The organism is Lysobacter sp. DMC104 (genome assembly GCF_056313665.1).
In genome coordinates this window covers 215673-227568 of sequence record NZ_JBQUZW010000003.1, presented here as the reverse complement: position 1 = coordinate 227568, position 11896 = coordinate 215673, and the positions used below count along the sequence as shown (strand labels likewise).

The 11896-nt window shown below is 70.1% G+C and carries 13 protein-coding genes; 12 read left to right on the top strand and 1 reads right to left on the bottom strand.

What is annotated here, in order from left to right; all coding sequences use genetic code 11:
* Positions 1-94 precede the first annotated feature (94 nt).
* The 9 genes from lepB to recO all read left to right on the top strand — a co-directional run bounded on the left by lepB (position 95) and on the right by recO (position 6863).
* The gene (gene lepB / locus ACT53R_RS05985) at positions 95-913 is read left to right on the top strand and encodes a signal peptidase I (protein WP_476170932.1); all 819 of its coding nucleotides are present in this window, start codon (positions 95-97) and stop codon (positions 911-913) included.
* Between the two features lie 137 nt (positions 914-1050).
* A complete protein-coding gene (locus ACT53R_RS05980) occupies positions 1051-1428 on the top strand; it encodes a DUF4845 domain-containing protein (protein ID WP_476170931.1) in 378 nt (125 codons plus the stop codon).
* Positions 1429-1441: 13 nt separating this feature from the next.
* Positions 1442-2107, top strand: a complete 666-nt coding sequence (rnc, locus tag ACT53R_RS05975; RefSeq protein WP_476170930.1) for a ribonuclease III — start codon at positions 1442-1444, stop codon at positions 2105-2107.
* A 57-nt stretch (positions 2108-2164) separates the two neighbouring features.
* Positions 2165-3484 (top strand): GH39 family glycosyl hydrolase, encoded by a 1320-nt coding sequence (locus ACT53R_RS05970; RefSeq protein ID WP_476170929.1) that lies wholly within the window; start codon positions 2165-2167, stop codon positions 3482-3484.
* 176 nt (positions 3485-3660) lie between these two features.
* Positions 3661-4134 (top strand): hypothetical protein, encoded by a 474-nt coding sequence (locus tag ACT53R_RS05965; protein WP_476170928.1) that lies wholly within the window; start codon positions 3661-3663, stop codon positions 4132-4134.
* Between the two features lie 51 nt (positions 4135-4185).
* Complete coding sequence (locus tag ACT53R_RS05960; RefSeq protein ID WP_476170927.1) at positions 4186-4578, top strand: hypothetical protein; 393 nt, start codon at positions 4186-4188, stop codon at positions 4576-4578.
* Between the two features lie 63 nt (positions 4579-4641).
* Positions 4642-5577 carry a GTPase Era gene (era, locus tag ACT53R_RS05955; protein WP_476170926.1) on the top strand — a complete coding sequence of 312 codons (936 nt, stop codon included), beginning with the start codon at positions 4642-4644 and terminating at the stop codon, positions 5575-5577.
* 12 nt (positions 5578-5589) lie between these two features.
* Positions 5590-6099: a hypothetical protein gene (locus tag ACT53R_RS05950; RefSeq protein ID WP_476170925.1), complete on the top strand. Its 510-nt coding sequence runs from the start codon at positions 5590-5592 to the stop codon at positions 6097-6099.
* On the top strand, positions 6099-6863 hold the full coding sequence (recO, locus tag ACT53R_RS05945; RefSeq protein ID WP_476170924.1) for a DNA repair protein RecO: 765 nt from the start codon (positions 6099-6101) through the stop codon (positions 6861-6863). The genes ACT53R_RS05950 and recO overlap by 1 nt, the downstream gene beginning before the upstream one ends.
* On the opposite strand, the gene ACT53R_RS05940 is transcribed toward recO, so the two are convergent.
* Complete coding sequence (locus ACT53R_RS05940; RefSeq protein ID WP_476170923.1) at positions 6821-7576, bottom strand: response regulator; 756 nt, start codon at positions 7574-7576, stop codon at positions 6821-6823. The genes recO and ACT53R_RS05940 overlap by 43 nt on opposite strands.
* Positions 7577-7600: 24 nt before the next feature.
* Between ACT53R_RS05940 and ACT53R_RS05935 the strand changes: the two genes are divergently transcribed.
* The 3 genes from ACT53R_RS05935 (at position 7601) to rlmD (ending at position 11872) form a co-directional block, all read left to right on the top strand.
* Entirely contained in the window at positions 7601-9670 is a 2070-nt protein-coding gene (locus tag ACT53R_RS05935; RefSeq protein WP_476170922.1) for a translocation/assembly module TamB domain-containing protein, read from the top strand.
* Between the two features lie 57 nt (positions 9671-9727).
* A complete protein-coding gene (locus ACT53R_RS05930) occupies positions 9728-10369 on the top strand; it encodes a YdbL family probable chaperone protein (RefSeq protein WP_476170921.1) in 642 nt (213 codons plus the stop codon).
* A 162-nt stretch (positions 10370-10531) separates the two neighbouring features.
* Complete coding sequence (rlmD, locus tag ACT53R_RS05925) at positions 10532-11872, top strand: 23S rRNA (uracil(1939)-C(5))-methyltransferase RlmD (RefSeq protein ID WP_476170920.1); 1341 nt, start codon at positions 10532-10534, stop codon at positions 11870-11872.
* Positions 11873-11896 lie beyond the last annotated feature (24 nt).

The window sequence follows — 11896 nt, the reverse complement described above, 5'->3', positions numbered from 1 at the left end:
CGGGCCACGAGAATCGAGGGCGACCTCGCGTCCGCCGCCGGTTCCCGCACCCGCTTCCCATCGCATTCGCGATCCCCGTTCCGAAGGAACTTCCATGGTCTGGTTCGAACTCCTGCTCGTCGCGCTCACCCTGCTGACCGGCGCGATCTGGCTGCTGGACAAGCTCGTCCTGTCCAAGCGCCGCGCCCGTGCCGACAACCTGCTCGACAGCGCCGAGGAGCCGGTCGTCGTCGATTACGCCCGCGCCTTCTTCCCGGTGCTGGCGCTGGTGCTGGGCCTGCGCAGCTTCGTGGCCGAGCCCTTCCGCATCCCGTCCAGCTCGATGATGCCGACGCTGCTGATCGGCGACTTCATCCTGGTCAACAAGTTCGCCTACGGCCTGCGCCTGCCGGTGACCAACACCAAGATCCTGCAGATGGGCGAGCCGCAGCGCGGCGACGTGGTGGTGTTCCGCTATCCCGGCAAGGGCCCGGACGATCCGAACACCGGGCAGGACTACATCAAGCGCGTCATCGGCCTGCCGGGCGACACCATCGAATACGCCGGCCACACGCTGACGATCAACGGCAAGGTGCTGGACTACGTCGCGGCCGGCGAGTTCATGGGCACCGGCCGCAACGCCGAGATGAACGGTGCGGCCCGTCTCACCGAGAAATTCCCGGGCCACGAACACCAGGTGCTGGAGCTGCCGGACCAGTTCGCCGACCCGCGAGGCGAGGGCACCTGGGTGGTGCCGGCGGGGCATTACCTCGTCATGGGCGACAACCGCGACCGCAGCGATGATGGTAGATTCTGGGGGTTCCTGTCGGAAGACCGGCTCCGCGGCAAGGCGTTCCTGGTGTGGCTGAACTGCAGCGGCTGGTTCTGTTCCGACGGCTTCGACGCCTCGCGCATCGGCAACGGCATTCCCTGACGCCGACCCGCGGGCACCGTCGCCGGTCGGTTCCGGATTCCGTGGACACGTTGATGCAAGGCCGGTCGGTTCCACGGCAGGCCGGTTCCAAGACAAGCCGATTCCAAGACAAGCCGATTTCCAGAGGGGATACGGAGATGCGACGCAAACAGAGCGGCATGACCTTCGCCAGCTTCGTCATCGTGATGGCGGTGGTGGGTTTCTTCCTTTTCATCTTCATGAAGCTGTTCCCGATGTACCAGGAATACTTCTCGGTGAAGAGCGCGCTCAATGGCCTGTCCGCCGAGCCGGACATCGCCGTGCAGTCGCCCGAGCAGATCAAGGACAAGTTCTTCAAGCGGTTGTACATCAGCTACTCGGAGAACGTGAAGCCGCAGAACGTGCGCTTCGAGAACCGCGGCGGCGCCCAGGTGATGACCGTGAACTACGAAGTCCGCAAGCCGCTGATCTACAACCTCGACGTGGTCGGCAAGTTCAGCGCCGAGGCGACCTTCGGCGGCAAGCCGGCGAACTGATGCCGGTGCAGTGGTGAACGCCGCCGTCTCCTGCGGGGGACACGTCTTCCGCGACGGCGGCCTGCTGCAGCGTGCGCTGACCCATCGCAGCGCCGCGGTCCTCCACAACGAGCGACTGGAATTCCTGGGTGACGCGCTGGTCGGCCTCATCGTGGCCGATGCCCTGTGTGCGCGCTGGCCGAAGGCAGCCGAAGGCGAACTCACCCGCGCCCGCGCCGAACTGGTACGTGAGTCCTCGCTCGCGGCGCTCGCGCGTCGCCTCGACCTCGGCGCGCGCCTGCTGCTGGGGCCCGGCGAAATGAAGTCCGGCGGCCACCGCCGTGATTCCATCCTCGCCGACGCGCTGGAAGCGGTGGTCGGCGCGATCTACCTCGACGCCGGTTTCGACGTCTGCCGCGCGGTGGTGCTGCCGTGGTTCGCCGACGCGATCGACAGGCTGCCGCCGCCGCACAAGCTCGGCAAGGACGCGAAGACCCGGCTGCAGGAATGGCTGCAGGGGCGCCAGCGGTCGCTGCCGACCTACACGCTGCTCTCCGAGAGCGGCGAGGAACACGCGAAGACCTTCCGTGCCGAATGCGCGCTCGCCGAGCCGCCGCTGCGCCGCGAGGGCGAAGGCACTTCGCGCCGTGCCGCGGAACAGGCCGCGGCCGAGGCGGTGCTGTCGGCGCTGGGCGAATGAACGCCTGCCGGCCTGCCGCACGGTGACGCCGGGATGCATTCCGCTTCCGTGGCTGCGATGACCCTGTTCCGTCGCGTCGCCGGATGCTTCGCGCTCGCGATGCTGCTCGCCACGGGCGCGCACGCGGCTCCGCCGCCGGTCCGCAAGCCCGTCGTCTTCTCCGATTACCTCGGCGTCAATGCGCCGCTGCTGATGGCACCGCCGGAAGTGCAACGCAGGTTGGTCCGCCGCTGGCGCGATCTGGGCCTGAAGTGGGTGCGGCTGGACGTGCACTGGTACCACCTCGAGCCGCAGGAAGGGCGTTATGCCTTCGCACCGCTCGATGCCGCGATGCGGACGATGCGCGACAACGGCATCCGGCCGGTGGTCTACCTGGTCGGTTCCGCGCGATTTGCCTCGACGGCACCGGCGGGCGTCACCAACATCGACCAGTATCCGCCGCGCAGCAACGAGGTCTTCGCGCAGCGCATGGTGATGCTCGCGCGGCGCTATCCCTTCGTCCGCGACTGGCAGGTGTGGAACGAACCCAACCTCCATCCCTTCTGGCAGCCGCAGGAAGACCCGGAGGCCTACGGCAAGCTGCTGCTGACCACGGTCCGCGGCTTCCGCGCGCAGGTTCCCGACCGCAGGCTGGTGATGGGCGGGATGGCGTATTTCAGCCAGATGGGCAAGCGCGGCGGGCTGATGCTCGAAGCGCTGGGCAACCTGGGCGCATTCCCGCTGGTGGACGTCATCGCCTACCACCCGTACACCGATCAGCCCGAAGGCGATCCGTCGCCCGACGGCATGGCGCTCTTCGCCGATCGCGTGCGCCTGATCAACACCCGCCTGCGCGCCGCGAAGGTCAAGCAGATCTGGGCCACCGAATTCGGCTGGTCGACCTACCGCGGACAGAAGGTGTGGCAGAGCCTCATCGACGAACGCACGCAGGCCGACTACCTGCTGCGCCGCCTCGCCCTCAGCATGGAGCAGGATTTCGACCGCGTGTTCTGGTTCGCGCTGATGGACCTCGACGAACGCGCCGATCCGCGCGATCGCTTCTACGGGCTGCTCACGCGCGATGCCACGCCGAAGCCGGCGTACGTCGCGCTCGCGAATTTCCTGAAGATCACCGGCGACCGGCTCGATCCCGTCGCCAGCCCGATGGCGAGCCGTCACGCGCAGAACCACGTGCTGGCGTGGAAGAAGCCCGGCGGCCCTCGGCTGATCTTCTTCTGGGGCCCCGTGGCGGAATCGCTGGCATTGCCGCGCGGCTTCACGGCGACGCTGCACGACCCGGCGACCGGCCGTCGCACCGTGTTGCCGCCGTCGACATCGCGCATCGCGATCGAGCCGCGATTCCGCATCCTCGAACTGGCCGCTGCGCCGCGCGAATGAGCGTGCGGCACGTGATCCAGCAGGTGATCGCGCTGCACGGGTCTCCGCTGTCCGACCGTTGATCGGACGCATGCCGTTGCCGTGACCCGCGGACTGACCGGTCCGCACGAAGATTCCCGTGTCATTCGATGCCGTCCGCAATGCGGAAGGCGCATCGCCCTCCACGGAAATCCGCCATGTCACGTGTCTCGACGATCGCCATCGTCGTGCTGGCTTCGCTCGCCCTCGCCGAGGGCGTCCTGCTACTGAAGCCCGCGTCTGCCGGGCGCGACGTCGCCTGCACCGACGTCGTGCCGCGCGCCGATGCCGGTGAGGACGCACATGCGTCCGCGGGCACGTCCGATGCGTCGATGAATGCAGTGCTCGGTCGCCTGACCGCGATCGACGCCCGCCTCGCCGCGCTCGAACGTGCCGGTGGCGGCACGCCCGCCGCGACGGCAGCGCCGGCGCGCGCCGAAGCGCCCGATCCCGCGGGGTTCGCCGACGCCGATCGCCGGCTGTCGACGCTGCTCCCCGGGCGTGTGCTCGGCCACGACGACGTGATGCGTTTCCAGGCGACGATCGCTGCGCTGCCTGCGGACCAGAAGCTCGCTTTGTCCGCCGCCTTCGCGCGTGCGGTCAACGAGGACCGGATCCGGCTGCGGTTCTGAACCCATCGGCCCGCGCCGGACCGGATCACCATCCATCACAGGAGATATCGCATGAAGCCCCAGGGAAAGATCGCGCTCGGCCTCGTCCTCGCGCTGTTCGCCGCCGGCTCCGCCGTCGCCGGCGCCCGCATCGGACCGTACACCGTCACCATCAACGACGCCGGCCGCAGCGCTTATGGCGCCTTCGCCGACGCCCGCGCGTCCGCCGACACGCAGCAGTGGATCGGCTGCAACCACAACAGCGGCAACGGCTACTGCATGGCGACCAACGCCGCCGGCACCAGCCGGACCTGTTCGACCACCAACACGGCGCTGCTGGACATCATCCGCAGCCTCACGCCGGAGTCGTACGTCTACTTCCAGTGGAACACCGACGGCACCTGCAGCTACATCCTGGTCGAGAACAGTTCGCGCTTCAAACCCGCGGCGACCTCGGGCACCTGAGCCCCGCCGCCCCGGTCGCCGCCGCCCCCCGCGGCGGCGACCGCCCGGGCTTACAATGCCCGGATGAGCGAATCCCCTTTCCGCGCCGGCCACGTCGCCGTGCTGGGCCGACCCAACGTCGGCAAGTCGACCCTCATCAACGCCCTGGTCGGGACCAAGGTCAGCATCGTCTCGCCGCGGCCGCAGACCACGCGGCACCGCATGCTGGGCATCGCGACCTTCCCCGAGGGCCAACTGGTCCTGGTCGACACCCCCGGCATCCACGCCGACAAGGGCAAGGCCACGGCCTCGGCCATGCACCGGATGATGAACCGCGCCGCCCGCGGCGCACTGGAAGGCGTGGACGCGGCCCTGCTGGTCGTCCGCGCCGGGCAGTGGACCGAGGAGGACACGCTGGCCCACGACGCGCTGAAGGGCGCCGGCATCCCGACCGTGCTGGTGGTCAACCAGGTCGACCGCTATCCCGACAAGAGCGCGCTGCTGCCGTTCCTGAAGGACGCCAGCGAAGGCCGCGACTTTGCCGCGATCGTGCCGCTGTCCGCGCTCAAGCGCCGCGGCCTGCCGTCGCTGCTGAAGGCCGTGCTGCCGCTGCTGCCCGAACAGCCCGCGCTGTACGCCGAGGACGAGATCACCGACCGCAGCCAGCGCTTCCTCGCCGGCGAACTGGTGCGCGAGCAGCTGATGCGCCAGCTGGGCGCGGAACTGCCGTACGCGACCACGGTCGAGATCGAGCGCTTCGAGGAGGAACTGCAGAAGCGCAAGGGTGCACCGCCACAGCCGATCTTCAATATCGGCGCGGTGATCTGGGTCGAACGCGACGGCCAGAAGGCGATCGTCATCGGCAAGGGCGGCGCCCGCCTGCGCGAGATCGGCACCCAGTCGCGGCTGCAGATGGAGCGCATGTTCGGCGTGAAGGTCTTCCTCGAAACCTGGGTCCGCGTCCGCGACGGCTGGTCCGACGACGAAGCGGCGCTGAAGGCGTTCGGGTATTCGGACTGAGCGGCCGCAGTAATGGATCGGCACCAGCGCGTGCTGTCCGGGCTTCGAGAGGTCGTGGTCGGGCGCACGATCGGGCATGTCTGGCGAGGACATGGTTCCGCGATCTTCCTCGAAGCGGGTGCATTGACATCATCCACTCTCGCGGATGGTCGTCCTGGGCAACCGCGCGGAGACGTTTCCATCGGCATCGAATGGAACTGGCGCTTCGAGCGACCTCGTTCGATCCTCGGAGGGACCTGGAGCGATGAGCGGCGTTGGCCCGCTTTCTTTCGTTCGATCCTGGGGCAGACGATCCGTGATCTGGCGGTGCTCGGAACGCTTCCCGAGATCGAGCTGACCTTTTCGAACGCCATGCGCCTGCGTTCGTTCATGAACGACGCGGGGCAGCCGCAATGGTCGGTCATCGAGAAACGATCGAGCCAGACACGGATATGGTGCGTGGAGCGTGGCCGCATCGTGCACAAGACGCTCGTCGACGCACCCGCCGTGCTCGAAGACGCGCCCATGCGGGGCGATGCCTGATGCGATACACCGCCGAACCCGCCTTCGTCCTCCATGCCCGCGCCTGGCGCGAGACCAGCCTGCTGGTCGAAGTGCTGGGTCGCGAGCATGGGCGCATCGGATTGGTGGCGCGCGGCGTGCAGGGGCCGAAGAAACACCAGCTGCGCGCGGCATTGCAGCCGCTGCAGCACATCCGTTTCGACGGCGTGCAGCGCGGCGAACTCGCGCAGTTGCAGGGCGCCGAAGCGATCGACGAGGCGCCGCGGCTGCAGGGCGAGGCGATGCTGGCCGGCTTCTATCTCAACGAATTGATGCTGCGGCTGGCGCCGCGGCACGATGGCGTCGGCGCGCTGTACGCGATCTACGGCGAGACGCGCGCGCGACTGGCGCTGGTCGACTTGCCGCTGGCGTGGACGCTGCGCCGGTTCGAGCGCGACCTGATCGAGGCGCTGGGCGTGGGCTTCGCCTGGGACACCGACGGCGACGGCCGCGACATCGATCCCGCCGCGCGCTACGTGCTCGATGCCGAACACGGCCCGCGGCGCCTGCTTGGCGACGTCGGCCGACGCGAGACCGCGACCGGCCGCGCGCTGCTGGACCTTGCCGTCGACCGCGAACCCTGCGCCGAGGACATGCCCGGTCTGCGCCGCGCGATGCGCGCGCTGCTGCTGCACCATCTCGGCGGCCGCGGCCTGAAGTCGTGGGAACTGATCGCCGCGCTGCCGCGCGCGCCATCGCCGGCTCAGCCGGCCGAGAGCACTGGTTCAGACGACAGCGTGTCCTGAGCGGCGCCCTCGAACTGCGCGAGCGCCGCCGGATCGTCCGGCGCGTCGCGCAGCGCATCGACCGCTGCCGCCAGTCGCGCAGCACCGACGAACCCGCAGCTCGCTTGCAGACGATGCAGTTCGCCGCGCAGTGCGTCCGTGTCGCGACGTGCCGCGGCCTCGGCGACGCGCGTCGCGACCTGCGCCAATTCCTGCAGGAACAGGCCGCGCATCGCGGTCACGTGATCGCGATGGCCGTTGAGCGCGCGCAGCGCGGCGGCATCGTCCCAGACCGGGGATTTGCCGCAGCGGGGCGGGGCGGCAGGCGAGGGCGTGTCGTGCATCCCCGTCGCGCCGTCGAGTACGCGCCGCACCGCCGCCTGCAACTGCGCCACCGTCAGCGGCTTGAGCAGCACCTCCGCGAAGCCGGCGTCGATCAGCGCGTCCAGCGGCTCGCGACGCGCTTCCGCGGTGTGCGCCAGTGCGGGCGTGCGCAGGCCGCGGGCGCGCAATTCGGCCAAGAGCGCTGCACCGTCGCCGTCGGGCAGGTGGGCGTCGAACAGCCACAGGTCGCAGCCGTCGGCCACGGCGCGCGCCTCGGCCAGCGTCGCCGCCGTCGCGACCCGCGCGGGCAGGGCTTCGAGGGCCGCGGCCAGGAACGCCGCGCTCACCGGGTCGTCCTCCAGCAGCAGCACGCAGGACGGAAGGGCGGGGCGGGCGTCGGATGCATTCATCGCGGGTCGTATACGCTGACGGCCATGTCGTCGTCGATCTTACGCATCCTGCTCGCGCTCGTGCTGGCCGCCTGTGCCTGGCCGCACGGCGCGGAGGCGCGGACGGCGACGGCGCGCATCGCGCGGGTGTCGACGGGTGTGGCGACGCTGGAGCGCGTCGAGGTCCGCCTCGACTGGCCTGCCGATGCCGACGCCGGCACGCTGCGCTTGCAGGTCGGCGCGCTCGCCGCGCCCTCGCTGGGTTACGCCTTCCGCGACGTGGCCTGGCAATGCCCGCTGCGGCGCGACGGCGAAGGCGGCTGGCGCTGCGCGGGCGATGTCGTTGCCGGGCGTGCGCCGCCGATGCGGCTGGACCTCGCGCTCGGCACGGCCTTCACCGACGTTGTCCTCGCCCGCGGCGACGCCCGGGTCGAAGTACATCGCCAGGCCTCCGCGCCGGACGACACCCGCATCGACCTCGTGCGCGTGCCGATGGCGTGGACGCAGGCGCTGCTCGACCAGGCGTGGTCCGCGGGCCGGTTGAAGCAGGGCCAGGCCGACGCGCACCTGCGCGTGAACGTGCCCGCGCATGGCCCCGTGCGCGTGAGCGGACCGCTCGCGATCGCCGGCGCGGGGCTGGAAACGCCGGACGCGACCATCGCCGCCGAACACCTCGGCGCGACGCTTGCGCTCGACGCGCGCTTCGGCGACGACGGCGTGCGCACGATCGGCCTCGACGGTGCGCTGCGCGGCGGCGAATTCCTCTACGGCAGCGCCTACGTGTCGTTGCCGGCGACGCCGGTGGCCCTGCGCATCGGTGCCCGCGGCGATGCCGCCGGCTGGCAACTGCCGACGATCCTCTGGCGTGACGGCCGCACGCTTGCGGTGCAGGGCGAAGCCGCGTTCGCGCCCGACGGTGCCTTGCGTGCGCTCGACGTCGCGGTCGACAGCGACGACGTCGCCGAACTGCCCGCGCGCTATCTCTCCGGCTGGCTCGGCAGCGCGGGCCTCGGTGATCTTGCGTTGACGGGCGCGGCGCACGCGCGGTTGCGGCTCGACGCGAACGGATTGCAGGGCGCGGAAGCGCGACTGGCCGGGCTGACCCTGCGCGACGGCAAGGGCCGCTTCCGCTTCGACGGGCTCGACGGCGACGTGCGTTTCGAGGGCGGATCGACGCCGGTCGACAGCCAGTTGTCGTGGCGCGAAGGCCAGCTCTACGACCTTGGGTTCGGCGCGTCGACGCTGGCGCTGCGCAGCGTCGGCGGCGGCATCGGGCTGCGCGCGCCGGCCACGATCCCGGCCGTCGGCGGCACGCTGCGCTTCGATCGCTTCCAGCTGCGGCCGCCGTCCGGCACGCGGCGGCTGGAGGCCGGTTTCGGCCTCACCCTCGACGGCATGGATATCGGCCGGCTCGCGCAGGCGTTCGGTTGGCCGGCGTTCCGCGGCACGCTCGGCGGCACGATTCCCGACGCGCGCTACGCCGACGATCGGCTGAGCTTCGAGGGCGGTCTGGAGATGCAGATGTTCGACGGCCGCGTGCGCGTGTCGTCGCTGGCGATGGAGCGCCCGTTCGGCGTCGCGCCGACGCTGTCGGCCGATCTCGCGCTGGAGAACCTCGACCTGCTCGCGGTCACCGAGGTCTTCGATTTCGGCAGCATCAGCGGCCGGCTCGACGGTGCCATCCGCGACTTGCGCCTGGTCGACTGGACCGCCACCGCCTTCGACGCCGACTTCCACACCGTGCCGCGCAAGGGCGTGCGCCAGCGCATCAGCCAGCGCGCGGTGCAGAACATTTCCAGCGTCGGCGACGCGTCGTTCGTCACCACGCTGCAGGGCCAGTTGATCGGCTTGTTCGACGACTTCGGCTACCGCCGCATCGGCATCGCCTGCCGCCTCCAGAACACGGTCTGCACGATGTCCGGGCTGGAAGGCGCTGGGCTGGCGGGCACATCGTCGACGGAAACGTCCGGTTCAGCCGGCGGATTTACCATCGTCGAGGGCGCGGGGCTGCCGCGCCTGCGGGTGGTGGGGTTCAACCGGCACGTCGATTGGCCGACGCTGGTGGAACGCCTCCAGGCGGTGGGCAGCGGCGACATCGCGCCGGTCATCCACTGACGCCGCCCGCCCGGGGACCGGCTACACTCGATCACGATCTTTCACGGGAGAAAACGCATGCGTCGTCTGTTCGGGCTCTCGATGGTGTCCACGCTGGCCCTCAGCGCCTGCGTCACCATCAACGTGTACTTCCCGGCCGCGGAGGCCAAGGAAGCCGCCAAGGTCTTCGTCGAGAAGGTGCTCGACCAGGCCGACGCACCGCCGCCGCAGCCCGCGCCTTCCGGCGGCGGCATGGCGCTGCGGGCCCCGCGCTTCCAGCCGACCCGCTTCGTCGTGGATCGCCCGGCGTCCGGGGGCTTCGATCCGCTGATCCTGCTCGGCATCTCGCCGGCGATGGCGCAGGACCAGCCCGACTTCAACATCCAGACGCCGGCCATCCAGGCCATCCAGGCGCGGATGGAGCAGCGGTTCGACAGCCAACTGCGCCCGCATTTCGACTCCGGCGCGCTGGGTTTCGGCAGCGACGGCCTGATCGTGGTCCGCGATCCCGCCGCGCTGGCGCTGAAGGATCGCGTGCCGGTCAACAACGCTGTCGCCGACGAGAACCGCGACCGCAAGGCCGTCTACCGCGAGATCGCGGTCGCCAACGGCCACCCCGAGTGGGAAGGCCAGATCCGCAGCGTGTTCGCCCGCCAGTGGATCAGCAGCGCGAAGTCCGGCTGGTGGTACCAGCAGGGCGGGGCGTGGAAGCAGAAGTGAGTCCGGGAGGGACTCACCCCGTGCAGGCCATGGATGGCCGATGACACGGGGTCCATGTATCACGGTCCAGACGACGCCCGCCCTTTGGCGGGCGTCGTCGTTTCCAGCCGCCGGCGCCCGCCATGCGACAATCGCGGCCCGCATTTCCCGCCGAACCAACCCGTGGCCCGCAATCGCATCGACCAGACCCCGTTCGCCCTCGACATCCTCGACCTGAGCCATGACGGCCGCGGCGTCGCCCGCCGTCCCGAGGGCGACGTGCATGCGGGCAAGACGGTGTTCGTGTCCGGCGCGCTGCCGGGCGAGCGGGTGATGGCGAAGCAGACCGCGAAGTCGCGGCATTTCGACGAGGCCGCCACGGTCGAGGTGCTGGCCGCGTCGCCGGACCGCGTCGATCCGCGCTGCCCGCATTTCGGCACCTGCGGCGGCTGCGTGCTGCAGCACCTCGCCGAGGATCGCCAGATCCTCTACAAGCAGCAGGTGCTGCTGGACAACCTGCAGCGCATCGGCCACGTCGAGGCGAAGACGCTGCTGCCGCCGCTGGTCGATGCCGCCTGGGGCTATCGCCGCAAGGGCCGGCTGTCGGTGCGCCGGGTCGAGAAGAAGGACAAGACGCTGGTGGGCTTCCGCGAGGCCGATCCGCGCTTCGTCGCCGACCTGCGCGAATGCCACACCGTGATCCCGGCGATCGGCATGAAGCTCGACGCCATCGGCGCACTGGTCGACGGTCTCGACGCGCGCCGCGACATCCCGCAGATCGAATTCATCGCCGGCGACACGACGGTGGCGCTGATCTTCCGCCACCTGCAGCCGCTGGGCGAGCGTGACCGCGACGCGCTCGTCGCCTTCGCGCAGGCGCACGGGTTCGCGATCTTCCTGCAGCCCGGCGGCATCGATTCGGTGCAGCCGCTGTGGCCGCAGGATCCGCCGCTGTCGTTCGCACTGGCGCCGTGGAATGTCGAGCTGAAGTTCCGGCCGCTGGATTTCATCCAGGTCAACGCCGGCCTCAACGAGAAGATGATCGCGCGCGCACTCGAGCTGCTCGACGTGCAGCCGGACGATCGCGTGCTCGACCTGTTCTGCGGCCTCGGCAACTTCACGCTGCCGCTGGCGCGCATCGCGCGCGAGGTCGTCGGCGTGGAAGGCGAGGCCGGCCTCGTGCTGCGGGCGCGCGAGAACGCGGCGCACAACGCGTTGGCGAACGCGCAGTTCCATGCCGCCGATCTCGCGCAGGATCTGTCGGGGCATGCGTGGATGCGCGCGGGCTTCGATCGCCTGCTGCTGGATCCGCCGCGCTCCGGTGCCGACGGCGTGCTGAAGCAGTTGCCGCTGAAGGGACTGAAGCGGATCGTCTACGTCAGCTGCCATCCGGGCTCGCTGGCGCGCGATGCCGGCTACCTCGTCAACGAGCGCGGCTGGACGCTGGACGCCGCGGGCGTGATGGACATGTTCCCGCACACCGCGCACGTCGAATCGATCGCGCTGTTCTCGCCGCCGCGCTGACACGCATACGCGAAGACGCCCGCG

What these genes read in the sequence shown, in the direction of transcription:
- lepB (WP_476170932.1), top strand. Translation starts at nt 95, where the DNA reads ATGGTCTGGTTCGAACTCCTGCTCGTCGCGCTCACCCTGCTGACCGGC.
- ACT53R_RS05980 (WP_476170931.1), top strand. Translation starts at nt 1,051, where the DNA reads ATGCGACGCAAACAGAGCGGCATGACCTTCGCCAGCTTCGTCATCGTG.
- ACT53R_RS05970 (WP_476170929.1), top strand. Translation starts at nt 2,165, where the DNA reads ATGACCCTGTTCCGTCGCGTCGCCGGATGCTTCGCGCTCGCGATGCTG.
- ACT53R_RS05965 (WP_476170928.1), top strand. Translation starts at nt 3,661, where the DNA reads ATGTCACGTGTCTCGACGATCGCCATCGTCGTGCTGGCTTCGCTCGCC.
- ACT53R_RS05960 (WP_476170927.1), top strand. Translation starts at nt 4,186, where the DNA reads ATGAAGCCCCAGGGAAAGATCGCGCTCGGCCTCGTCCTCGCGCTGTTC.
- era (WP_476170926.1), top strand. Translation starts at nt 4,642, where the DNA reads ATGAGCGAATCCCCTTTCCGCGCCGGCCACGTCGCCGTGCTGGGCCGA.
- ACT53R_RS05950 (WP_476170925.1), top strand. Translation starts at nt 5,590, where the DNA reads ATGGATCGGCACCAGCGCGTGCTGTCCGGGCTTCGAGAGGTCGTGGTC.
- recO (WP_476170924.1), top strand. Translation starts at nt 6,099, where the DNA reads ATGCGATACACCGCCGAACCCGCCTTCGTCCTCCATGCCCGCGCCTGG.
- ACT53R_RS05940 (WP_476170923.1), bottom strand. Translation starts at nt 7,576, where the DNA reads ATGAATGCATCCGACGCCCGCCCCGCCCTTCCGTCCTGCGTGCTGCTG.
- ACT53R_RS05935 (WP_476170922.1), top strand. Translation starts at nt 7,601, where the DNA reads ATGTCGTCGTCGATCTTACGCATCCTGCTCGCGCTCGTGCTGGCCGCC.
- ACT53R_RS05930 (WP_476170921.1), top strand. Translation starts at nt 9,728, where the DNA reads ATGCGTCGTCTGTTCGGGCTCTCGATGGTGTCCACGCTGGCCCTCAGC.